Origin of the sequence: Paraburkholderia agricolaris (assembly GCF_009455635.1) — a bacterium.
GTDB classification, from domain to species: Bacteria; Pseudomonadota; Gammaproteobacteria; order Burkholderiales; family Burkholderiaceae; genus Paraburkholderia; species Paraburkholderia agricolaris.
Window position 1 is genome coordinate 512,554 of the sequence record NZ_QPER01000001.1, and the last position, 21,555, is coordinate 534,108.

The following is a 21,555-nucleotide window of genomic DNA, read 5'->3' on the forward strand; positions in this document are numbered from 1 at the left end:
TTGTAGCGCCCAATGCGCAGACTTATTTTGCGCGGATACTGACGGGGAGAAGGTGGTTGTCCCGGCCGCATTGGCCATTCGGCCGGGTAGACGGCGTGCGGGCGCTGCGGCAATGTTGCAATCCATCCACAGCGAGCATCCATGCGGCTTGCGAAGCGGCCCCGCCGTGTTCGGGAAGGCCGCCGACCACTTATACTTTCGCCGAATTCAAGAAAAGGCAGATGGTCATGATGAAACTCATCGGTTCGCTCGCCAGCCCGTTCGTGCGTAAAGCGCGGATCGTTCTGGCCGACAAGAAGATCGACTACGAACTCGTGCCCGAGAACGTCTGGGCGCCGGAGACCACGATTCACACCTTCAATCCGCTCGGCAAAGTGCCGTGCCTTGTGATGGAAGACGGCGAAGCAGTGTTCGACTCGCGGGTGATCTGCGAATACGTGGATACGCTGTCGCCGGTCGGCAAGCTGATTCCGCCGTCGGGTCGCGAGCGCGTCGAGGTGCGGTGCTGGGAGGCGCTCGCCGACGGCATCCTGGACGCGGCGGTGCTGATTCGTCTCGAAGGCACGCAGCGCACGCCCGAGCAGCGCGTGGAAGCGTGGGTCGCGCGGCAGCAACGCAAGATCGACGAAGGCCTGATCGCGATGTCGCAGGGCCTCGGCAGCAAACCCTGGTGCACGGGCAATCACTACACGCTGGCGGACATCGCGGTGGGCTGCGCGCTGGGCTACCTCGATTTCCGCATGCCTGAGTTGAACTGGCGCGAAGGGTATCCGAATCTGGATAAGCATTTCCAGAAGCTGTCGTTGCGCCAGTCATTCATTGATACGGTGCCGGCGGATTGAGTGAGGTACTCGTTGCCGCGTGGCGGTGAGGTTGTCTGGAATCGCCCCGCCCGCCATCCTCGTTAAATTGCAAAATGAGGTTATCCATGCTTTCATAAGTATGAATATAAGCTTACGTTTGTGGTAAAAATGCGCCTGCCCGTCAGGCGCATTTTTTTGTCTGCCGCGTGGTGCAATGGTTTATTCAATCGACATACGCGGGGGCTTTTCCCCGTGATATGCGGCCATTGTGAATGGGCGGTGCATTACAACGCGCCGCCGATATTAATAACGTCCGCAAAAGAGACTTCCACATGAACCCGTACCGCTTTGTTATTGCCGCTTCTGCCTGTGGGCTGTTTGCTGCGTGCTCGAGCGTCAGCGACGTTAATCCGACTGCGCTGATCCAGTCCGGCCAGCAGGCCGCTCAGGCCGCCACACTCAGCGACGCCGACGTGCGCGCGCTGACCGACAAGTCGTGCGCGCAACTGGATAGCGAAAACCAGATTGCCGCCGCGAACAGCAAGTATCAGAAACGCCTGAACAAGATCGCCGCGCAACTGGGCAACAACATCAACGGCGTGCCGGTGAACTACAAGGTGTACGTGACCAAGGACGTCAATGCATGGGCGATGGCCAACGGCTGCGTGCGTGTCTACAGCGGCCTGATGGACATGATGAACGACAACGAAGTGCGCGGTGTGGTCGGCCACGAAATGGGCCACGTTGCGCTCGGCCATACGAAGAAGGCGATGCAGGTCGCGTATGCGGCCTCGGCGGCGCGCTCGGTCGCTTCATCGGCAGGTGGCGTGGCGGGGGCGTTGTCCAGTTCGCAGCTTGGTGACTTTTCGGAGAAGCTGATTAACGCGCAGTTCTCGCAAACCCAGGAAAGCGCCGCCGACGATTATTCATTCGATTTGCAGAAAAAGAAGAATCTCGATCCGTCGGGATTGGTGACGGCATTCAACAAGCTCTCGCAACTGGACGGCGGCAAGTCGAGTATGCTGAGTTCGCATCCGTCATCGCCTGCCCGTGCGCAGCATATTCAGCAGCGGATCGCATCGAATCAGTAAGACCTGATTCTTGATAAAGCGCGCTCGCGGTTTTCCGGAGCGCGCTTTATTTTTTGCCGTTTTGCCGCCGTGTAATCGCCGGACCGAACGCTAAACCGAACGCCAGCAGCAGTAACGAAATCGCCAGCACGGTATTGTTGCCGCTCGTCACATAGGGCGTGCTGCCCGAGGTTCCTTGTACCGTCACGTCGAGCGAGCCGATCGTGTACGGCGTCAGACGCCCGATCACCCGGCCGTTGGCATCGATCGCGGCGGTCATGCCGGTGTTGGTGGCGCGCAGCATCGGCCGGCCGGTTTCCAGCGAGCGCATGCGTGCAATCTGCAGGTGCTGATCCAGTGCGATGGTGTCGCCGAACCAGGCAAGATTGGTCGAGTTGACCAGCACGCCGGCCGGCGTAGCGCTCTCGCGAATGCTCCGCGCGATTTCCTCGCCGAAAATATCCTCGTAGCAGATGTCGACGGCGACCGGCTGGTTGTGCACGATGAATGGTTTTTGCACCGGTGCGCCGCGTGCGAAATCACCAAGCGGAATGCGCATCAGGTTCACGAACCAGCGGAAGCCCCATGGCACGAATTCGCCGAACGGCACGAGGTGGTGTTTGTCGTAGCGATACACGTCGCGCGTGCCCGGCGTGACGCCGAACAGGCTGTTCGTATAGTCGATTACCTGACCTTCCGGCGTGATAGTGCCGCCGATTGCGCCGAACACGATCGCGGTGCCGGTGGTATCGGAGAAGTTGCGCACCGCCGACGCGAACTGCGGCGGCAATTGCTGCGCGAGCACCGGAATGGCGGTTTCCGGTGTGACGACCAGGTCGGCCGGCTTCGACGTGATCATCTGCTGATACTGGTCGATCGCGGCGCGCATGCCGGATTCTTCGAACTTCATTTCCTGCTTGATGTTGCCCTGGAGCAGGCGCACCGTTAGCGGCGCGTTGGCCGGCAGGGTCCATTGCACGAGTGGCAGGAGGAGGCCGGCCGCGATCAGCGCAAGCGCGATGGCCGCCGGTACCGCGACGCGTGCGACACCAGGCTTTGCCGTATTGCCGGCGCTTCCGCTGTCGTCAGCCTTGGCTTGCCCGCGCGAGGCCAGCAGCGGCAACAGCGCCTGCACGATCAACGCCGCTACCAGCGCCAGCATCCAGCCGACGCCGTACACACCCGCCACGGGCGCAAACCCGGCGAACGGGCCGTCTACCTGCGCGTAACCGCTCGCGAGCCAGGGAAAGCCGGTGAACACCGTGCCGCGCAACCATTCGCCGATCGCCCACGCGCTCGCAAACGCCAGCGCGCCGTGCCAGGTCGGCGAGAACGGCTGTTCGGCACCGGACGCGTTACTGCGTGCGTGGCCGGCGCAGAACGACCAGATGCCCGCAGCCAGAGCCGGGTACACGGCCAGATACAGCGAGAACAGCGCGACCGCCGCGCCTGCGAGCGGTGCGGCCATGCCGCCGTAGTCGTGCATGCTGACATACAGCCACCACACACCGGTGACGTAGTTGCCGAAGCCGAAAGCGCCGCCTGTCAGCGCGGCGCTTTTCCAGCTGGTGGTCCGTGTCAGCCACGCAAAGAAAAACACGAAGATCACGAGTTCGAGCCAGCCGCCGTGCGGCGTCGGGGCGAACGACAGCGTATTGGCCGCACCGGCGGCCAACGCGACGAGGTAGTGCCAGCGGGGCAGTGCGCGGCCGCGGGTTTCCCGGGTGGCGGGGGCGGCAGGAGCACTCACGCCGCGGCGCGAACGGGATGTAATCGGGTCGGCCATTGTTGCGCGGTCGGCGTGAGGAGTTGAGGAAGCAAAGAGAGAAAGCGACTCAGAAGCGGATCAGAAACGACTCAAAAGCGGATCAGGTCTGCACGTGCTGGGCTTCGCGCTCACGCTGGCCGGCGAGCGGGTCGCGGCGCACCAGCAGCATGTGAATCTGGCGGGCATCGCCGCGCAGAATCTCGAAGATCAGATCGTCGAGCCGGACTTTCTCGCCGCGATGCGGCACCCGTCCGAAATGATGCGTGACGAGACCGCCGATCGTATCGACTTCGTCGTCTGAGTAATGCGTGCCGAACGCCTCGTTGAACTGCTCGATTTCGGTGAGCGCGCGCACGCGGAAACGGCCGTCCGGCGAGGCAATGATGTTGCCGCTTTCCTCGTCGAAATCGTATTCGTCTTCGATATCGCCGACGATCTGCTCCAGCACGTCTTCGATCGTGATCAGGCCGGCCACGCCGCCGTATTCGTCGACCACCACCGCGAGGTGATTGCGGTTCACGCGAAAGTCGTGCAGCAGCACGTTCAGGCGCTTCGACTCCGGGATGAAAACAGCGGGGCGCAGCATGCCGCGCACGTCGAATTCTTCTTCAGCGTAATAGCGCAGCAGGTCTTTCGCGAGCAGCACGCCGATGATGTTGTCGCGATTGCCCTCGTAGACCGGATAGCGCGAGTGCGCTTTTTCCAGCACGTAGGGGATGAATTCGGCGGGATTGTCCGCGATGTTGATCGCGTCCATTTGTGCGCGCGGCACCATGATGTCGCGGGCGCTGAGTTCGGACACCTGGAACACGCCCTCGATCATCGACAGCGAGTCGGCGTCGATCAGGTTGCGCTCGTGGGCGTCCTGGAGAATTTCCAGGAGCTCCGCGCGCGAGTCGGGCTCAGGCGAGATGAAGTCGGTCAGACGCTCGAGGAGTGAGCGTTTTTCTTGCGTTTTGTCGGTTTGGCGTCGACTGGGATACGTGTCGTTCATGGTAGTGCGCCCGGCGAGACTGGGCGCGCTGTTGCAGAGCATTAAGGATACACCAGGCACATGGCAGGACCGTGTCCCGCCTGGCTGGGCGATGAGTGAAGCTGTAATGAAAGCCTCCAGCCGCGCGCGGCAAAGGCGTGGGTCAATCCTAACTGATTACGGGAGAAAAAGCGTTTTCGAGCAAAAAAGCGTGGTTACCCGCGCTTACTTCGCGTCCGCTTTACGCCTGCCCGGCCTCGCGGCCTTCTTCACGGCAGCGCTCAAGCAACGCTTCGAGCGCGCGGTCGGGCATGCCGCTTTCGCGCAGTGCGTGGACGGTGCGGCTGACATAGTCGAGTGTGGTGCCGTAACGGCCGCTCGCGCAGCCGAACACGGCTTTGACGACCTCGTCGCGCAGCTTGCCGGTGTAGGTCGGCACATCGCGGCGCATCACGAACGCGAGCGCATCGACGCGCCGGCCGTCGGCGAGCACGCAGGGCAGCCACGCCGGGCGGTACGACCCCATCGGCATTTCGCGGCGCCACAAGGCCTCCAGATGCGGCATCGCGCCCTCGGCGGCGAGGCGGAAGGCGATGCCGGAGCACGAGCCGCCGCGGTCGAGCGCGAGCACGAGGCCCGGCTGTTCGGGCGTGCCGCGATTCACGCGCGACCACAGATACAGTCCGCGGTGATAGCCGTGCACTCTCGAACGAGCGGCTTCGGCGGTGGGCAAACCGGGATTCCAGATCAGCGACCCATAGCCGAACAGCCACAGATCGCTCTTGCGGTCCCAATCGCGCAACGTGCATTCGAGCGACGCGCGCAATTCCTCGTCCGTCAACAGCCGCGATTCGCCTAGCGCGGGCGGATAGTCCGGGCAGGGCGTGTTGCGAAGATCGGCTTCAGGAGAGGACGTGCTCACGGTAGTTTTTAACGGTGATGGCAAAGACTATTGATAAGGATCCGGGAAACCGAGCTTGCCGAGGATTTCAGTCTCGATCGCTTCCATTTCCTCGGCCTCTTCCTCGACCTCGTGGTCGTAACCTTGCGCATGGAGGGTGCCGTGCACCAGCAGATGCGCGTAGTGCGCAAGCAGCGGTTTGCCCTGTTCGGTGGCTTCTTTCTCCACCACGGGGCAGCACAGGATCAGGTCGCCGGTTACCGGATCGTCTTCCGATTCAGCGTAGGCGAACGTCAGCACGTTGGTCGAATAGTCTTTGCCGCGATAGGTGCGGTTAAGCGTGCGGCCTTCTTCGGCGTCGACGAAACGCACGGTCAGCTCGCCGTCCGCGAACAGCGCCGCCTTGATCCAGCCGGCCACGGTGGCGCGCGGCAGCAGCGCCTTGTGTTCCGGCCAGGCCTTGGCGGCGGGGAATTGCAGATTCAACGTCAGTTTCGGTGCGCGGCTCATGCGGTTTTGACGACTTGTTGCTCTTGTTGCTTGGGTTGCTGCGACATATCGAGTGAATTTTGATGCAAATCAGCGCAAATTAGCGTGAATCCGCCGGACCGGCGGTTTTCTGCGAATGCGCATCGTACGCCTCCACAATTCGCGCGACCAGCGGATGCCGCACCACGTCGGCGCTCGTGAAACGCGTGAGCGCAATGCCGCGCACGTCCGACAGCACCTGCTGCGCTTCGATCAGCCCACTCTTCGCGCCGCGCGGCAAGTCGACCTGAGTCGTGTCGCCTGTCACCACGGCCTTCGAGCCGAAGCCGATCCGCGTGAGGAACATCTTCATCTGTTCGGGCGTGGTGTTCTGCGCCTCGTCGAGGATGATGAACGCGTGATTCAGCGTGCGGCCGCGCATATAGGCGAGCGGCGCAATTTCGATCATCTGCCGCTCGAACATCTTGGCGGTTTTATCGAAGCCGAGCAGGTCGTACAGCGCGTCGTACAGCGGACGCAGATACGGATCGACCTTCTGCGCCAGATCGCCCGGCAGGAAGCCGAGACGCTCGCCCGCTTCGACGGCCGGACGCGTCAGCACGATGCGTTTGACCTGATCGCGCTCCAGCGCGTCCACCGCGCAAGCCACCGCGAGATACGTCTTGCCCGTACCGGCCGGGCCGACGCCGAACGTCACGTCGTGCGAAATGATCTGCTTCAAATACTCGCGTTGCGCCGGCGTGCGGCCGCGCAGGTCGGCGCGCCGCGTGTACAGCTTCGGGCCGAGTTCTTCGAGGTCGTCTTCGCCGGTGTCGGCGGGTTGGTCGAACGGATGATCCGGGTTGCCGGGGAAACGCGAGTCGATCGTTTCCGCGCCCTGGCCCTGGCCGTTGCCGTTCGCGCGATGGCGCGCCGGGTGGCGCACTTCGACGAGCGCGAGCTGGATGTCGTCGACCGACAGCGGCTCGCGCGCGTTGTTGTAGAAGTTTTCGAGCGCGGTGAGCGCGAGTTTCGCGCCGCGCCCGCGAATCGTGATGCGGTGGCCACGGCGTTGCAGCGTCACGTCGAGCGCCTGCTCGATCTGCCGCAGATTTTCGTCGAGCGGTCCGCAGAGGTTGGCGAGCCGCGCGTTGTCGTCGCGCGGTGCGGTGAATTCCAGATGCTGCTGAGTGGTCTTCAAGGCGGTGGATCGATCCTGTCGGGTTCGTGACGCCGGGCGGGCGTCGCTCAGTGAGTGGTCGCGGGTGCGTCGTCGTGCACCAGCACGAGTTCGCCGCGTAACGAATGTGGGTACGCATGGACGATTTTCACGTCCACCATCTGGCCGATCAGCCGCGCGTGCGAGGCGACCGGTGCGGGGAAATTCACCACGCGATTGTTTTCCGTGCGGCCTGCGAGTTCGTTCGGGTCCTTGCGTGCCGGGCGTTCGACCAGAATCCGCTCGACTTTGCCAACCATCGAATCGCTGATGCGTTGCACGTTTTCTTCGATCGTAGCCTGCAGATGTTGCAGACGTTTGAGTTTCACTTCACGCGGCGTGTCGTCGTGCAGATTCGCGGCGGGCGTGCCGGGACGCGGGCTGTAGATGAACGAGAAGCTCGTGTCGTATTTCATTTCGTGGATCAGCGCCATCATCTTGTCGAAGTCTTCCTCGGTCTCGCCGGGGAAGCCGACGATCATGTCGGTCGACAAGGACAGGTCCGGGCGGATCGCGCGCAGCTTGCGGATCACCGACTTGTATTCGAGCACCGTATAGCCGCGCTTCATTGCCATCAGAATGCGGTCGGAGCCGTGCTGCACCGGCAGATGCAGATGGCTGACGAGCTTCGGCACCTTGGCGTAGGTGTCGATCAGGCGCTGCGTGAATTCCTTCGGGTGCGACGTGGTATAGCGAATCCGTTCGATGCCCGGGATATCGGCGACGTATTCGATCAACTGGGCGAAGTCGGCGATTTCGGTCGAACCAAGCGTGATGCCCGCACGGTATGCATTCACGTTCTGGCCGAGCAGCGTGACTTCATGCACACCCTGGTCGGCGAGACCGGCGATTTCGGTCAGCACGTCGTCCAGTGGGCGCGACACTTCTTCGCCACGCGTATAAGGCACGACGCAGTAGCTGCAGTACTTGCTGCAACCTTCCATGATCGACACGAACGCGCTCGGACCGTCGACGCGCGCGGGCGGCAGGTGATCGAACTTTTCGATTTCCGGGAACGAGATGTCGACCTGCGCGCGGCCGCTTGCGCGGCGTTTGTCGATCATTTGCGGCAGACGGTGCAGCGTTTGCGGACCGAACACCAGATCGACATAGGGCGCGCGCGACACGATCGACGCGCCTTCCTGGCTCGCCACGCAGCCGCCCACGCCGATGATCAGATTCGGATTCGCTTCCTTCAGCTCGCGCACGCGGCCGAGATCGGAGAAAACTTTTTCCTGCGCTTTTTCGCGCACCGAGCACGTGTTGAACAGAATGACGTCCGCGTCTTCCGGCGTGTCGGTCTTGACGAGTCCTTCAGCCGCGCCGAGTACGTCGACCATCTTGTCGGAGTCGTACTCATTCATCTGGCAGCCAAAGGTTTTTACATAAACTTTCTTGATCATCGATTTTCGCCGGTCGCAGTGGTTAACCTGGGGGCGTCGTTTAAAAGGTGTAGAGGGGGCGAACGTGCGGGTAGCGTGCGGGCGGCCCGCGGGATGGTGTTTGAGTCCGCTCGAGCCGGCCTGGGACCTGCGAGGGTCAATTCCGGTCCACGTTCGTGACCCATTCGACACATTCGACACGTTCGCAACGTAGCTCAACATTATAGCCCTTCATCGGCTGCGCTTTCTGCCGCGGCGGTTGCCCGCGACTGCTCCGGCGGCAAGCCCAGCAGGGCTTCCAGTTCGTCCGATACCTGCGCGAAGCGCTCGCTCAGGAAATCCAGCAACACGCGCACGCGCGGCGCCATGAACCGGTTGCGGTGGTAGAGCGCGTGCAACGGCGCGTCCGGATAGCGCCATTCGGGTAGCAGGATTTTCAGGCAGTCGCCCCGTAAGTCCGCTTCCACGTCCCACATCGACTTGATGACGATCCCGTAGCCGCGCCGGGCCCATTCGCGGGCCACGGCGCCGTCGTTGGTTTCCCGGGAGGTCTCGAACGGCACGGTGTAGTTCTGCACTTCATCGCCGCGCGTGAAGCGCCATTCGTTGACGGGTCCTGAAGCGGTGCCAAGAACGATGCAATCGAAATTCGCCAGATCGTGCGGATCTTTCGGCTCGCCCTTGCGCGCGATGTAGTCAGGCGACGCGCACAGCACCCGCCGGTTCGGCGCCAGCTTGCGGGCGACCAGCGAGCTGTCCTGCGGCACGCCGAAGCGGATCGCCAGATCGATGTCTTCCTGCACCAGATTCGATAGCGAATCCGACAGCGTCAGCGCGAACGTGACTTCCGGGTAGAGCGCGTTGAACTCGTCGAGCCAGTGCATCAGCAGATTGCGGCCGAAGTCCGAGGTTGCCGAGACCCGGACCTTGCCGCGCACCACGCCCTGGCCGGCTTGCAGTGCGGCCTCGGCGTCGTCGAGCGATTGCAGCGCCTGGCGGCAGCAGTTCAGATACAGGCGCCCTTCGTCTGTCAGCCTGAGCTGGCGGGTGGTGCGCTCAAACAGACGGGCTTTCAGGCCGGCTTCGAGCTTGGCCAGCCGCGCGCTGGCGGCGGCCGGAGTCAGGCCCATCTTGCGGCCCGCGGCCGAGAGGCTGCCTTGCTGTGCCGCTTCGACGAACAGGCGGATGTCACCGAGGCTATCCATTACGATCTTTCAACAGAATTTGAAAATGCTTCAAATGCTACGCCAATTATCAAATTGACGTGCCGCGCTCACAATGCAGTCCTCGTAAACCCTTTGTGCTGCGTGCAGCCCACACCATGCAACTCGATCACGCAACGATCGTCACCGCCGATCTCGACGCCGCCCGACGTTTCTTCGTCGACGTCGCCGGGCTGACCCAGGGTGCGCGCCCGCCGTTTTCGATCGATGGCTACTGGTTGTACGCAAACGGCCGTCCGCTGATTCATCTGATCGACGCGACCGTGGCCGTCCAGGCGGGCAGGGTCGCGCCGCGCATCGACCATATCGCTTTCCGGCTGGAGAGCGCTGACGAATGGCAGGCGTTATTGCAGCGCCTGCATGCGGCAGACACGCGTTATCAGCTCGCCGAAGTACCGCAGACGGGGCCGCAGCAAGCCGAGTTGCAACTGTTCGTCGCGCTCGCGCCGGGTGTGGTCATCGAATTTGTGACCGCGCCGCGGCACGCCCGCCGTAGCTAACACGCTTAACTTTAGAACCTGGAGTAGAAAAAATGCCCATTCCATTACTGGCGCTAGCGATCAGCGCTTTTGCGATCGGCACGACCGAGTTCGTAATCATGGGCCTGTTGCCCGAGGTTGCGCGCGATCTGGCCGTGTCGATTCCGTCGGCCGGTTTGCTGGTGAGCGGCTATGCGCTCGGCGTCGCGGTCGGTGCACCGCTGCTCGCGGTGGCGACCAGCAAGATGCCGCGCAAGCTCGCGTTGCAGTTGCTGATGGGCGTGTTCATTGTCGGCAACACGCTGTGCGCGATCGCGTCCAGCTATTCCGTGCTGATGATTGCGCGCGTGGTGACGTCGTTCGCGCATGGCTCGTTCTTCGGCATCGGCGCGGTGGTGGCGGCTTCGCTCGTGCCGGCTGAGAAGCGGGCAAGCGCGATTGCGCTGATGTTCACCGGCTTGACGCTCGCCAATGTGCTCGGCGTGCCATTCGGGACGTTCGTCGGTCAGCAATTTGGCTGGCGTGCGGCGTTCTGGATCGTCAGTGCGTTTGGGGTGCTGTCGCTCGCGGGGGTGTCGCTGCTGGTGCCGAATCGTCACGATTCCGGTCCGGTCGGCTTGATGCATGAAGTGCGCGTGCTGAAGGACCCGCAAGTCTGGACCGCGCTCGCGATGACGGTGCTCGGCTTCGGCGGCGTGTTCGTCGTGTTCACCTATATCGCGCCAATTCTCGAGCAGGTGAGCGGTTTCTCGCCGCGTGGCGTGACGCTGATTCTGGTGCTGTTCGGCATCGGCCTCACGGTCGGCAATACCGTGGGCGGCAAGCTCGCGGACCGCGCGTTGATGCCTTCGCTGATGGGCATTCTGGTGGCGCTCGCGATCGTGATGGCGATCTTCGCGCGTACCAGTCATTCGCAGGTGGCCGCGGCGATCACCATTTTCGTATGGGGCATTGCTGCGTTCGCCACGGTGCCGCCGTTGCAGATGCGCGTGGTCGAGAAGGCCGCTGCGGCGCCGAATCTGGCTTCGACCTTGAACATTGGTGCGTTCAACGTGGGCAATGCGGGCGGCGCGTGGCTTGGTGGTCTGGTGATCAGTCACGGTTATGCGCTCGATACGCTGCCATGGGTCGCGGCGGGTGTCAGCGTGGTGGCGTTGCTGCTCACGTGGTTCGCGGCGCGCATGGATGCGCCGACGGCAGCCGTGGCGCAACGGGCGTGACGGTGGGGCGCGCCGGATGTCTGCCGATGGACTTGAGTGCGCACGAGGGTTCGGGCGTAGCAGAGCCCGCACCCGCCCATATGAAAAATTCGCACAAGCTTTGCGAGAATCGTCCTCCGCAATGCTGATAACAGTGTGAAGATAACTTCGTTGGGCGCGGCGGGGCGCGATGCTATCTTGCTTCCACTAACCGCTTGCCCGCCGTACGGCGGCGCTTCTGGAGGCAATCATGCATTCCCCGCTTGCGCTGGTTCGGGACCCCACGGCTGACACTCATGCGTCGCCGCGTGCCGCCGAACCTTTCGATGCTCTTGAACATCTGGTCGGCGTGAATCTCGCCCGTTTGCGCGCCGAGCGCCAACTTTCACTTGACGCTCTGGCTCGCGCTTCGGGCGTCTCACGGGCAATGCTCGCGCAGATCGAGTCGGCGCGCAGCGTGCCCTCGATCAAGGTACTGTGCAAGGTGGCCTCGGCGTTGAAGGTATCGGTGGCGGCTTTCCTGCGTCGCCATGCGACCAACGGCTTCGAGCATTTGCCGGCGGAGCGTTCGTCGCGTCTGGTCAGTTCGAATGGGCGGTACTCGGCCCGGCCGCTTTATCCCGACGCCGAACCGACCGCCGCCGAGTTTCACGAGTTGCGTATCGCGCCCTTGCATACCGAGGCCGGCACGCGCCGCGCGCCGGGCACCACGGTGAATCTGGTGGTGAGCGAGGGCACGCTGGAAGTCAGCGTGCACGACCAGCGCCAATTACTCGCCACGGGCGACGCGATTGTGTTCGATGCCGACCAGCCGCACAGCCTGCGCAATCCTGGCGACACCGAGGCGCGCGCGTTTCGCGTGACGCTGAAGGCGGAAACGCCGCCGCGCTGGGATGTACCGGCGCCGCACGATTTGACGCGGCAGGCCGAGCCGGTTTGAAGCACAGGGTTTTCAGGCGGACCGGCTGTAAAGCAGAGATGTCCGTCTAATCAGTAGGGGTTGCGCTGCAGGTCTCGCGCGACTGTTGTATCCTTTGCGAGCCGGTTGATCCGGCAATCAGTGCGTCTTCAGGGCGGGGTGAAATTCCCCACCGGCGGTATACCGGCAGCGCGAAAGCGTGAGCCGGTGAGCCCGCGAGCGCCCGCGTCGTCAATGTATTTGGCGCTGTGCAACTACGTTGCATAGGACCAGAGTTAGCGCTAAAGCGCTAACTCTGATCGACATGGGGTCAGCAGATCTGGTGAGAAGCCAGAGCCGACGGTTAGAGTCCGGATGGAAGAAGATGTGCAGATAGTCATGTTCGTTTCCGTGTCGCCGCTAGAGGTTGGAGCGGTGCGTGAGCGTCGCTTTGCGCGGCGTTCAACGGCGCGTCTTTGTCTGTTTGCAATGCCCTGAAACGTTTTTCGCCCAACTTTTGCGATGAGCGTTTCAACTATGTCCTTTACTACGTTTCCTGCTCCGTCGGTGATTGCGGACAACGCAATTCTCGACATCCCCCTGCTCGCCACCGAGCCCGTTCCGCCGCGTATCGCCGCTGCCTTGCAAGCCATGCGCGATGGCCGTGCCGTCGTTTTGCAAGACGATCACGACCGCGAGAACGAAGCCGATCTGATTGTCTCGGCTGAGCGACTTTCCGTCGAAACCATGGCTTTGCTGATCCGCGAATGCAGCGGCATTGTCTGCCTGTGCCTGCCCGACGAAAAAATCCGTGCGCTCGAACTGCCGCCCATGGCCGTCAATAACGAAAGCCGCCACGGCACCGCGTTCACGGTCTCGATCGAAGCACGCGACGGCGTGACCACCGGCGTGTCCGCACTCGATCGCGTGACGACGATCCGCGCGGCCATCAGCGACACGGCAAAGCCTGCCGATATCGTGCGCCCAGGCCATGTGTTCCCGCTACGCGCGCAGCCGGGCGGCGTACTGGCACGCCGCGGCCACACCGAAGGCACGGTCGATCTGGCAATTCTCGCGGGCCTGAAGCCGGCCGGCGTGCTGTGCGAACTGATGAACGCGGACGGCACGATGACGCGCGGCGCGGACGTGGAGCGCTTCGCGGCGCAACACAATCTGCCGATGCTGACGATCGCGGAACTGGTGGAATTCCGTCAGGCGCTGGCGGCAGCGCGTGAATGCGTAGCCGACGAGGTTTGATTCTGAAAAAATAACCCCACGTTCGGAAAACCGTGGGGTTAGTCAGCAGTTTGATGCTCGAAGCCGGCGATTGCAGCCGGCTTTTTTTATCGCTACGCCCGTTAAGGCCGTTAAGACTGCACGTCGCCAAACTCGCCGCGCGCGCCGGCTTCAACCAGCGCGGGCAGCTCATCCATATGCTTCATGATGCGCGTCATGCCCATCTTGCGCAGCGCGTCGGCATAACCGTCGGGGATATGGCTCGCGCCCACGAAGGCAATCGTTTTCATGCCCGCCGCGCGTGCCGCATTCAACCCGGCTACGCTATCTTCCACGACCACGCATCGCGAAGGCTCCACGCCTAGCGTTTTTGCGGCGAACAGATAGACGTCGGGAAACGGCTTCGGCCGCGCGACCTGTTCGGCGCTGAAAATCCGGTCACCGAAAATCTGCTGTAAGCCCGCGCGCCGCACCGATGCATTGACGCGCGCGAGGCGGCTATTCGAGACGACCGCGGCCGGCAGTGTTACGCGCTGCAATGCGTCGCGCACGCCGTTGATCGGGCTGAGCGATGCGGCGAGCGCGAGTTCGACGTTGTGTTCGATCGTATTGAAGAAGTCGGGTGGCAGTGTGATGTCGAACGACTTCTCGATTCCTTCGAGAAAGCGCGAGGTCTGCTGGCCGAATGCCGTCTTGACGACGGGCTCGAAATCAAGGCCGGGGAAAGTGGCGGACAGCGTTTCGAGCATTACGCGGTCAGCGATGATTTCGCTGTCGACGAGCACGCCGTCGCAGTCACAAATGAGGTGGTCGATCATGCTTTAAGACGGGCAGCGAGAGGCACGCGAGCAGGACAGTTGCAAGCTCATGCGCGGAGATTGAAAGCATCATGATACGTGCTTTGGCGCCGGGTGCGCGGCGCCATCGCCTTCCGTCGGTGCTTAATTGCGTCTTGAGCGTGCTCACGGGGTACATCGGACGCGCTTTTATATGCGCCCGGCGTACCCGCAAGATCAATGCGCGTGCAGGTACAGATACAGCCCCGTTGCCAGCGCGCCGCCCAGCAGCGGACCGCACACCGGAATCCACGAATAACGCCAATCGCTGTCGCGCTTGCCCGGAATCGGCAGCAGCGCGTGCATCAGACGCGGCGACAGATCGCGCGCAGGGCTCATTGCATAGCCGGTCGGGCCGCCGAGCGAAATACCGATGCCGAGCACCAGCAGGCCGACCGGTAGCGCGTCGAGCGCGCCCAGACCCACTTGCGGCGAAGCCAGGTACAGCACGCCGAGGATCAGCACGAAAGTCGCGATCATTTCGGTGAGCAGGTTATGCGGCACGCTGCGAATGGCGGGCGCTGTGCAGAACACGCCGAGTTTCACGTCGGCATCGCCTTCTTTCGCAAAGTGCTGACGATACGCAATCCACACGAGCAGGGCGCCAGCCATACCGCCGAGCATCTGCGCGGCGACGTAGCCCGGCACTTTGGCCCATGCAAATTTGCCCGCCAGCGCGAGACTGATCGTCACGACAGGATTCAGATGCGCACCGCTATACGACGCCGTGACGTATACGGCGATGAACACGGCCATCGCCCAGCCCATCACGATCACGATCAGATCCGCGCCTTTGCCTTTGGTGCGGGCAAGCAGCACGTTGGCGACCGCGCCGTTGCCGAGCAGCACCAGCAGCGCGGTACCGATAAATTCCGCAATGTAAGGAGACATCGTTGGTTATCCGAAATATAGTTGTTAGGGAAGCCGCGGGACAAGCGGCTTCGTTATATCGAGAGGTCGTGGGTGAATTCCGGATCAGGGCGTATCGGCCCAGGCCTTCGCCGCGCGAATCGCGCGCTGCCAGCCGTCGAGACATTCCTTGACGTCGGCGTGCGGCAGGGCAGGCGTGAAGCGGCGGTCGAGCGCCCATTGGCTTTTCAGCTCGTTCACGTCTTTCCAGTAGCCCACCGCGAGACCGGCCAGATACGCCGCGCCCAATGCGGTGGTTTCCGATACCTTCGGCCGTACTGCATCGACACCGAGAATGTCCGCCTGGAATTGCATCAGCAGATTGTTCGCGCAAGCGCCGCCGTCCACCCGCAATTCGCCGATGCGAATACCCGAGTCGGCTTCCATCGCTTTGAGCACGTCGAGCGATTGATAGGCGATCGAATCGAGCGCGGCGCGGGCGATATGCGCCGAGCTCGTGCCACGCGTCACGCCGAACAGCGTGCCGCGTGCCCGGGCGTTCCAGTGCGGCGCGCCGAGACCGGCAAAGGCGGGGACCAGATACACGCCATCGGAATGCGGCACGCTGCGTGCCATCGTTTCGATTTCAGCGGCGTTCTTGATGATGCCCAGGCCGTCGCGCAGCCATTGCACCACCGCGCCGCCGATGAAGATGCTGCCTTCGAGCGCGTAGTTGATCTGATCGCCGATCTGCCAGGCAATCGTGGTGACGAGATTGTTCTTAGATTCGATCGGCTTGTCGCCGGTGTTCATCACGAGGAAACAACCCGTACCGTAGGTGTTCTTCACCATGCCCGATTCCGTGCACATCTGGCCGAACAGGGCCGCATGCTGGTCGCCGGCGATGCCCGCGAGCGGAATTTTGGAGGCGAATACGGTGGTCTTGGTCGGCCCGTACACTTCCGACGACGCACGCACTTCCGGCAGCATGTTGCGCGGAATGTCGAGCGCTTCGAGCAGTTCGTCGTCCCACTTCAGCGTGTGGATGTTGAACAGCATCGTGCGCGACGCGTTGGTCACGTCGGTGACGTGCAGGCCGCCCTTGGTGAAATTCCACACCAGCCAGCTATCCACGGTGCCGAAGGCGAGACGGCCTTGTTTGGCCTTTTCGCGTGCGCCTTCGACGTTGTCGAGAATCCAGCGGATCTTGGTCGCCGAGAAATACGAGTCGATCGGCAGGCCGGTTTTCGCGCGGACTTTTTCTTCGAGACCCTGCTCTTTGAGTTGATCGCAGAAGTCGGCGGTGCGGCGGTCCTGCCAGACAATCGCGTTATAGATCGGGTGGCCGGTTTCGCGATCCCACACGATGGTGGTTTCACGCTGATTGGTAATGCCGATCGCGGCGATCGACGTGCCGTTCATGCCGGCACGCGTGACGGCTTCGGCGGCGACGCCGGCCTGGGTCGACCAGATTTCCTGCGGGTCGTGCTCGACCCAGCCCGGACGCGGATAGATTTGCTGGAATTCTTTCTGAGCGGTCGACACGACATTGCCGAGCCGGTCGAACAGCATCGCGCGTGAGCTGGTGGTGCCTTGGTCAAGCGCGAGGATGTACTGATCCTGCATTGTCTCTTCTCCATGCGTTTTATGAATCGCCGGACTGCTGACCGGCGACGGGAACGGCTTATTGTTTTAAGCGGGCTGCAACAGTTTGAGTATGTGCGTCCCGGCTTTCTCAGTAGCCGAGGGGTGAAAATCGATTCGGTTCATGCGGAGTCACTCGCGTCGCTCAGGCTGCGTTGCGTTGCGTTGCGTTGCGCTGTGTTGCTGTAGCCTGGCCAGGCAGTCTGATCAGGTGACTCAATTCTTCGCTAGTTAGTCAGTCTGGTAAGTGACCCGATCAGGCACTCTGTCGGGAGGGCTCGCGGGCGAGCCACGTGTCGATGTCGCGTGTGATCGAATCGAGCGTGCCGGGCTCGACGTGCAGGCCGAGTTTCGAGCGGCGCCAGAGCACATCCTGCGCGCTGCGTGCCCATTCGACATCGCGCAAATAGGCGAGCTCGGCTTCATAGAGACCGGGCGCGAATGCGCGGCCGAGGTCCGCTACCGAGCGTGCGTTGCCGATGACATGCTTTACACGCGTGCCGTACGCACGCGCGAGGCGGTGTGCCAGATCGGCCGGCAACCATGGATTCTGCTGTTTGAAGCCGGTGAGAAAGCGCTCGAAGTTGGCTTGCGGGATATCGCCGCCGGGCAACGGCACACCGGCCGTCCACGAAGGCGCGCCGTTATGCAGCGCGTGCGCGAGTTTGTCGACGGCTTCCTCCGCCAGCTTGCGGAACGTCGTGATCTTGCCGCCGAACACGGACAGAAGCGGTGCTTCGCCTGCGGGTGCGTCGAGTTCGAGCGAGTAATCGCGCGTGACCGCCGAGGGGTTGTCCGCGCCTTCTTCCTCGAGCAGCGGACGCACGCCCGAGTAGGTCCAGCGCACGTCTTGCGGCGAGATCTTCTGCTTGAAGTAGCGGTTGATCGAATCGCACAGGTACTGTGTTTCTTCGGCGTTGATTGCGACTTGCGACGGGTCGCCGCGATATTCGAGGTCGGTCGTGCCGATCAGCGTGTAATCGTGTTCGTACGGAATCGCAAAGATGATCCGCTTGTCCGGATTCTGGAAGATGTACGCGTGATCGTGCTCGAACAGGCGGCGCGTGACGATATGGCTGCCTTTCACGAGACGCACGCTGTGTGTCGCCTCGCGGCCGAGCGCGCCGTGCAGCAACTCGCCGACCCACGGTCCGGCCGCATTCGCGATCGAGGCCGCGCGCACGTCGAGGATCGTGCCGTCCGCACGCTTGAGTTGCGCGCGCCATTCGCCACCGGCGCGCACCGCGCTCAGCAGTTTGGTGCGCGTGAGAATCTTTGCACCGCGTTCCTGCGCATCCAGCGCGTTCAGCACGACCAGACGCGCGTCGTTCACCCACCCATCCGAATACACGAAACCGCGCTTGATCGAATCGACCAGCGGCGCACCGGCAGGATGATCGCGCATGACGATGCCGCGCGAACCGGGCAGCAGTTCGCGCCTCGCCAGGTGATCGTAAAGGAACAGGCCGGCGCGGATCAGCCAGGCCGGACGCAGATCGGGCATGTGCGGCATCACGAAGCGCAGCGGCCACATGATGTGCGGCGCGGCGCGCAGCAGCGTTTCGCGCTCCTGTAGCGCTTTGCGCACCAGCCCGAACTCGCGGTATTCGAGGTAGCGCAGGCCGCCGTGGATCAGCTTGGTGCTGGCAGACGACGTATGGGCGGCCAGATCGTCCTGTTCGCAGAGCAGTACCGACAGGCCGCGGCCCGCCGCATCGCGTGCGATGCCTGCGCCGTTGATCCCGCCGCCCACGACGAGCAAATCGTATCTCGAGCCTTGCGTCACCTGCTGTATCCCCTGCGTCGTATCCGGAAGTGGTTTAGAAAAACTATCGAACCGATAGTGTTCGTTTGCGAACTTTAATGAACATATTCGAAAAAGTAAAGTTCGGTTTTCTTAGGTATTCCTCTAGTGCCTGGTGAAGGTGGTGGCGTAACGCGCGGCCACGGACGATACTCTCGAAAGGAGCCATTTCGAGGTGAATTCATGCGTGGACTTTGGATGATCGGTGGCGTTGCACTCCTGACGGGGTGCATCAGCTCGCCGAGCTTGAACGGGACGATGGGCGCGCCTTCGTTCGCATCGTTGCAACAGATGTGCGGCGCCCAAACGGTCGACTACGGCAACGACGCGCAAAACGTCTACACGACACTGTTCGATGCGTACGTGGCGAACCGGCGCGGCAAGTTGTCGAAAGAGGATTACTGCGCGTTCCAGACGTCGCTCGCGCAGCGCTATACGGCACAAGGGACGAGTACCGATCCGCAGGTGCGCAATCAGTGGGTGAGTTTCTTCATCGACCAGCGGGCCAAGGCGTTGAGTTGGCGCGCGGCGGCCGATCCGACCTTGCGCGCGGGCTAGCCGCGCTGCGGCTGAGCTCCGCGCCACAACATCCGGCGAATCTGCGCGAACACGTCTTCGCGTGTCGGCGCGCTGCTCGCAGCGGGTCGTTGCGCCTGAGGCAGCGGCAACTGATTGGCGAGCGCCAGCATGGTGAAGCCGTGCAAGCTCGCCCAGTAAGCGTAGCCGATCAGGTAGGGATCGCCCTCCAGAATGCCCGCGGCAACCAGCTTCTCGAGGTGCGCCCCGAGCATCTGCCAGGCGCGTTGCGAGGCGGCGGCGAGTTCCGGGTAGGCCTCGTCCCGCTGGGCTAGATCGAACATCAAACGGTAGGCGTGCGGCTCGTCGAGGGCGAATGCCACGTAGGCGTCGCTGAGCGCGTAGCGGTCGGTCGAGGGAGGTTGTTTCGCCACGGCTTCGAGCCGCGCGGCAAAGCGGTTGAACGCCGCGGCGCGGACCATCGCGAGAATCTCGTCCTTGTCGCGGAAATAGCGGTAGGGCGTCATCGCGCTGCAACCCAGTTCCTTCGCCAGTTCGCGCATCGTCACGCCTTCTGCGCCGCGGGTGGCGAACGCATTTTCAGCGACACGCCGCATGGCTTCGCGAAATTGCTGGATGTCGTCGGAGGTGAGCGTTTTTGGCATGCGCGAGGGCTGAAGATCCGTCGCGACAATTTACAGCGTAAATGAATTGGGCACAACAAAGCGGCCGTTCAGGCGGCCGCTTCAAAAGCCAGCGTATTACGAGAAACGTTTGATGGCACGGAGTGCGCTGTCGCCGCTTTCAGTCACGCGCCACTGTTCGTTGCCCGATGCGAGCCGTTCGAGCTGCACCAACTGGCGTTCCAGCAGGGCATCGAGTTCATCTCGCTCCATGTCGACTTGATTGGGGGCGTCCTTGACGAGCAACAACGTGGCGAATTCATGCGGACTCAGCATCGTTCTCTCCATGTCAAGCTAACGCGGACGGCCTTGCCGGCGACTGGCACGATGCCAGTGAAGTCCGCTAGAGGGTCAGGCGGGAGGTACGGCTCATACACACAGGTTCACACTGCCAGCGCGCCGCGTAGCGCGGAACGGACGCTGGGGAACTGGAGTGTAGTCAACCGCCAGATAAACACCAAAGGGGCCGCAGCAAATTTTCCCTTTGACAATTGGGACCCTCACAGGCGGTTTGGGGTCGCAGCCAGATCCTTGATTTCACTCGAAGTTTTGCGTGCACTGCAACATGGCCGAAGACACCTGGATCACTCGGCGACATACACCTGGCAGTTGGCGGCGGCGAGCGTTTCGTTCATCTCGGCGGGTGGTGCGGCGTCGGTGAAAAGCGCGTCGATCTGGTCGAGATGACCCTGGCGGACGAGTGCCGGGCGGCCGAATTTGGAGTTGTCGGCGGCGAGAAACACGGTGCGCGCGTGCTGGATGATCGCCTCGGCCACGCGCACTTCGCGGGTGTCGAAATCGCGCAGCGTGCCGTCCGTTTCAATGCTCGACGTGCCGATGATCGCGAAGTCCACCTTGAACTGCCGGATAAAGTCGATCGCCAGTTCGCCGACGATGCCCTTGTCCCATGGCCGCACGATCCCGCCCGTCACGAGCACTTCGCAATCCGGATAGCCGCTCATCATGCTGGCGACGTTCAGATTGTTGGTGATCACGCGCAGGCCGCGATGCCGGTTGAGCGCTCGTGCGACTTCCTCGGTGGTGGTGCCGAGATTGATGAAGAGGGACGCCTGGTCGGGAATGTGAGTGGCCACTAGCGCCGCGATGCGCCGCTTCTCTTCATGGAACATCCGTTGACGCGCCGTGTACGAGACGTTCTCGGAGCTGGTCGGCAGACTGGCGCCGCCGTGATAGCGGCGCAGCAGGTTCATGTCGGCGAGCCAGTTGACGTCGCGGCGGATCGTCTGCGGCGTCACGTCGAAGTGGGCCGCGAGGTCGTCCACGGTCACGAAGCCGTCGCGTTGCACCCACTCCAGCAGTTCCTGTTGCCGGGCGTTGAGAGTCAGGCGGGGGTCTCGGGTCATGTGTCTCGGGTCGTGGGTTTTTATCGGCATTCCCCGCCAACAGCACGAAAAGTCGAGCCGGAAAACGGGTCATGCGTGAACGAGGGTGAGCGTATTGTAAGACCATCGCACGTCTTGTCTGCCAACTCGTGCGTCATGGTTCGCATCCTGGGCGACCCGGCAACGAGCTATTCAGATCATTTGCGCATTTATTCATTTGATAAATGAATTTGTTTTTTGTGCCGGATCGCGCTGCAATCC

The 21,555-nt window shown here is 62.5% G+C and carries 21 protein-coding genes and 1 riboswitch; of the genes, 7 read left to right on the top strand and 14 right to left on the bottom strand.

Annotated elements, in window-relative coordinates; all coding sequences use genetic code 11:
- Positions 1-227: 227 nt before the first annotated feature.
- Together GH665_RS02300 and loiP are read left to right on the top strand one after the other, a co-directional pair.
- A complete protein-coding gene (locus GH665_RS02300; protein ID WP_028196372.1) occupies positions 228-842 on the top strand; it encodes a glutathione S-transferase C-terminal domain-containing protein in 615 nt (204 codons plus the stop codon).
- 293 nt (positions 843-1,135) lie between these two features.
- A complete protein-coding gene (gene loiP / locus GH665_RS02305) occupies positions 1,136-1,894 on the top strand; it encodes a metalloprotease LoiP (RefSeq protein WP_153134502.1) in 759 nt (252 codons plus the stop codon).
- Between the two features lie 46 nt (positions 1,895-1,940).
- Here the strand turns inward: loiP and lnt are convergent, their stop codons facing one another.
- The 7 genes from lnt to GH665_RS02340 form a co-directional block, all read right to left on the bottom strand.
- On the bottom strand, positions 1,941-3,659 hold the full coding sequence (gene lnt / locus GH665_RS02310; RefSeq protein WP_153134503.1) for an apolipoprotein N-acyltransferase: 1,719 nt from the start codon (positions 3,657-3,659) through the stop codon (positions 1,941-1,943).
- Between the two features lie 82 nt (positions 3,660-3,741).
- On the bottom strand, positions 3,742-4,635 hold the full coding sequence (locus tag GH665_RS02315; protein WP_028196370.1) for a CorC family transporter: 894 nt from the start codon (positions 4,633-4,635) through the stop codon (positions 3,742-3,744).
- A 220-nt stretch (positions 4,636-4,855) separates the two neighbouring features.
- Positions 4,856-5,536: a gamma-glutamylcyclotransferase gene (locus GH665_RS02320; protein ID WP_153134504.1), complete on the bottom strand. Its 681-nt coding sequence runs from the start codon at positions 5,534-5,536 to the stop codon at positions 4,856-4,858.
- Between the two features lie 27 nt (positions 5,537-5,563).
- The gene (ybeY, locus tag GH665_RS02325; RefSeq protein WP_028196369.1) at positions 5,564-6,025 is read right to left on the bottom strand and encodes an rRNA maturation RNase YbeY; all 462 of its coding nucleotides are present in this window, start codon (positions 6,023-6,025) and stop codon (positions 5,564-5,566) included.
- A gap of 79 nt (positions 6,026-6,104) precedes the next feature.
- Positions 6,105-7,184, bottom strand: a complete 1,080-nt coding sequence (locus tag GH665_RS02330; protein ID WP_153134505.1) for a PhoH family protein — start codon at positions 7,182-7,184, stop codon at positions 6,105-6,107.
- A 47-nt stretch (positions 7,185-7,231) separates the two neighbouring features.
- The gene (gene miaB, locus GH665_RS02335) at positions 7,232-8,605 is read right to left on the bottom strand and encodes a tRNA (N6-isopentenyl adenosine(37)-C2)-methylthiotransferase MiaB (RefSeq protein WP_153134506.1); all 1,374 of its coding nucleotides are present in this window, start codon (positions 8,603-8,605) and stop codon (positions 7,232-7,234) included.
- Between the two features lie 200 nt (positions 8,606-8,805).
- Positions 8,806-9,789, bottom strand: coding sequence for a LysR family transcriptional regulator (locus GH665_RS02340; RefSeq protein ID WP_153134507.1), 984 nt, complete (start codon positions 9,787-9,789; stop codon positions 8,806-8,808).
- 116 nt (positions 9,790-9,905) lie between these two features.
- On the opposite strand from GH665_RS02340, the gene GH665_RS02345 reads away from it, so the two are divergent.
- From GH665_RS02345 to ribB, 4 genes are all read left to right on the top strand, one after another.
- Entirely contained in the window at positions 9,906-10,307 is a 402-nt protein-coding gene (locus GH665_RS02345; RefSeq protein ID WP_153134508.1) for a VOC family protein, read from the top strand.
- Positions 10,308-10,339: 32 nt separating this feature from the next.
- The gene (locus tag GH665_RS02350; RefSeq protein WP_153134509.1) at positions 10,340-11,506 is read left to right on the top strand and encodes an MFS transporter; all 1,167 of its coding nucleotides are present in this window, start codon (positions 10,340-10,342) and stop codon (positions 11,504-11,506) included.
- Positions 11,507-11,735: 229 nt separating this feature from the next.
- Positions 11,736-12,425, top strand: a complete 690-nt coding sequence (locus GH665_RS02355; RefSeq protein WP_028196363.1) for a helix-turn-helix domain-containing protein — start codon at positions 11,736-11,738, stop codon at positions 12,423-12,425.
- Between the two features lie 120 nt (positions 12,426-12,545).
- Positions 12,546-12,774: riboswitch (FMN riboswitch) on the top strand.
- A 146-nt stretch (positions 12,775-12,920) separates the two neighbouring features.
- The gene (gene ribB, locus GH665_RS02360; protein WP_153134510.1) at positions 12,921-13,640 is read left to right on the top strand and encodes a 3,4-dihydroxy-2-butanone-4-phosphate synthase; all 720 of its coding nucleotides are present in this window, start codon (positions 12,921-12,923) and stop codon (positions 13,638-13,640) included.
- A 110-nt stretch (positions 13,641-13,750) separates the two neighbouring features.
- Here ribB and GH665_RS02365 read toward each other — a convergent pair whose 3' ends face one another.
- The 4 genes from GH665_RS02365 to glpD all read right to left on the bottom strand — a co-directional run bounded on the left by GH665_RS02365 (position 13,751) and on the right by glpD (position 18,734).
- Positions 13,751-14,437 carry an HAD family hydrolase gene (locus tag GH665_RS02365; RefSeq protein WP_153134511.1) on the bottom strand — a complete coding sequence of 229 codons (687 nt, stop codon included), beginning with the start codon at positions 14,435-14,437 and terminating at the stop codon, positions 13,751-13,753.
- Positions 14,438-14,632: 195 nt separating this feature from the next.
- The gene (locus tag GH665_RS02370; protein ID WP_153134512.1) at positions 14,633-15,346 is read right to left on the bottom strand and encodes an MIP/aquaporin family protein; all 714 of its coding nucleotides are present in this window, start codon (positions 15,344-15,346) and stop codon (positions 14,633-14,635) included.
- A gap of 84 nt (positions 15,347-15,430) precedes the next feature.
- Positions 15,431-16,930: a glycerol kinase GlpK gene (gene glpK, locus GH665_RS02375; RefSeq protein WP_153134513.1), complete on the bottom strand. Its 1,500-nt coding sequence runs from the start codon at positions 16,928-16,930 to the stop codon at positions 15,431-15,433.
- 274 nt (positions 16,931-17,204) lie between these two features.
- Entirely contained in the window at positions 17,205-18,734 is a 1,530-nt protein-coding gene (glpD, locus tag GH665_RS02380) for a glycerol-3-phosphate dehydrogenase (protein ID WP_153134514.1), read from the bottom strand.
- A 201-nt stretch (positions 18,735-18,935) separates the two neighbouring features.
- On the opposite strand from glpD, the gene GH665_RS02385 reads away from it, so the two are divergent.
- Entirely contained in the window at positions 18,936-19,310 is a 375-nt protein-coding gene (locus GH665_RS02385) for a hypothetical protein (protein ID WP_153134515.1), read from the top strand.
- On the opposite strand, the gene GH665_RS02390 is transcribed toward GH665_RS02385, so the two are convergent.
- The 3 genes from GH665_RS02390 to GH665_RS02400 form a co-directional block, all read right to left on the bottom strand.
- Positions 19,307-19,933, bottom strand: coding sequence for a TetR/AcrR family transcriptional regulator (locus GH665_RS02390; RefSeq protein ID WP_153134516.1), 627 nt, complete (start codon positions 19,931-19,933; stop codon positions 19,307-19,309). The two genes, GH665_RS02385 and GH665_RS02390, sit on opposite strands and share 4 nt — an antisense overlap.
- Positions 19,934-20,029: 96 nt before the next feature.
- Positions 20,030-20,227, bottom strand: coding sequence for a hypothetical protein (locus tag GH665_RS02395; RefSeq protein WP_028196355.1), 198 nt, complete (start codon positions 20,225-20,227; stop codon positions 20,030-20,032).
- A 308-nt stretch (positions 20,228-20,535) separates the two neighbouring features.
- Positions 20,536-21,315 carry a DeoR/GlpR family DNA-binding transcription regulator gene (locus GH665_RS02400; protein WP_028196354.1) on the bottom strand — a complete coding sequence of 260 codons (780 nt, stop codon included), beginning with the start codon at positions 21,313-21,315 and terminating at the stop codon, positions 20,536-20,538.
- Positions 21,316-21,555: the final 240 nt, after the last annotated feature.

What these genes read in the sequence shown, in the direction of transcription:
- GH665_RS02345 (WP_153134508.1), top strand. Translation starts at nt 9,906, where the DNA reads ATGCAACTCGATCACGCAACGATCGTCACCGCCGATCTCGACGCCGCC.
- lnt (WP_153134503.1), bottom strand. Translation starts at nt 3,659, where the DNA reads ATGGCCGACCCGATTACATCCCGTTCGCGCCGCGGCGTGAGTGCTCCT.
- GH665_RS02395 (WP_028196355.1), bottom strand. Translation starts at nt 20,227, where the DNA reads ATGCTGAGTCCGCATGAATTCGCCACGTTGTTGCTCGTCAAGGACGCC.
- GH665_RS02400 (WP_028196354.1), bottom strand. Translation starts at nt 21,315, where the DNA reads ATGACCCGAGACCCCCGCCTGACTCTCAACGCCCGGCAACAGGAACTG.
- miaB (WP_153134506.1), bottom strand. Translation starts at nt 8,605, where the DNA reads ATGATCAAGAAAGTTTATGTAAAAACCTTTGGCTGCCAGATGAATGAG.
- GH665_RS02385 (WP_153134515.1), top strand. Translation starts at nt 18,936, where the DNA reads ATGCGTGGACTTTGGATGATCGGTGGCGTTGCACTCCTGACGGGGTGC.
- GH665_RS02350 (WP_153134509.1), top strand. Translation starts at nt 10,340, where the DNA reads ATGCCCATTCCATTACTGGCGCTAGCGATCAGCGCTTTTGCGATCGGC.
- GH665_RS02365 (WP_153134511.1), bottom strand. Translation starts at nt 14,437, where the DNA reads ATGATCGACCACCTCATTTGTGACTGCGACGGCGTGCTCGTCGACAGC.
- GH665_RS02300 (WP_028196372.1), top strand. Translation starts at nt 228, where the DNA reads ATGATGAAACTCATCGGTTCGCTCGCCAGCCCGTTCGTGCGTAAAGCG.
- GH665_RS02390 (WP_153134516.1), bottom strand. Translation starts at nt 19,933, where the DNA reads ATGCCAAAAACGCTCACCTCCGACGACATCCAGCAATTTCGCGAAGCC.
- GH665_RS02340 (WP_153134507.1), bottom strand. Translation starts at nt 9,789, where the DNA reads ATGGATAGCCTCGGTGACATCCGCCTGTTCGTCGAAGCGGCACAGCAA.
- ribB (WP_153134510.1), top strand. Translation starts at nt 12,921, where the DNA reads ATGTCCTTTACTACGTTTCCTGCTCCGTCGGTGATTGCGGACAACGCA.
- glpK (WP_153134513.1), bottom strand. Translation starts at nt 16,930, where the DNA reads ATGCAGGATCAGTACATCCTCGCGCTTGACCAAGGCACCACCAGCTCA.
- GH665_RS02370 (WP_153134512.1), bottom strand. Translation starts at nt 15,346, where the DNA reads ATGTCTCCTTACATTGCGGAATTTATCGGTACCGCGCTGCTGGTGCTG.
- GH665_RS02315 (WP_028196370.1), bottom strand. Translation starts at nt 4,635, where the DNA reads ATGAACGACACGTATCCCAGTCGACGCCAAACCGACAAAACGCAAGAA.
- ybeY (WP_028196369.1), bottom strand. Translation starts at nt 6,025, where the DNA reads ATGAGCCGCGCACCGAAACTGACGTTGAATCTGCAATTCCCCGCCGCC.
- loiP (WP_153134502.1), top strand. Translation starts at nt 1,136, where the DNA reads ATGAACCCGTACCGCTTTGTTATTGCCGCTTCTGCCTGTGGGCTGTTT.
- GH665_RS02355 (WP_028196363.1), top strand. Translation starts at nt 11,736, where the DNA reads ATGCATTCCCCGCTTGCGCTGGTTCGGGACCCCACGGCTGACACTCAT.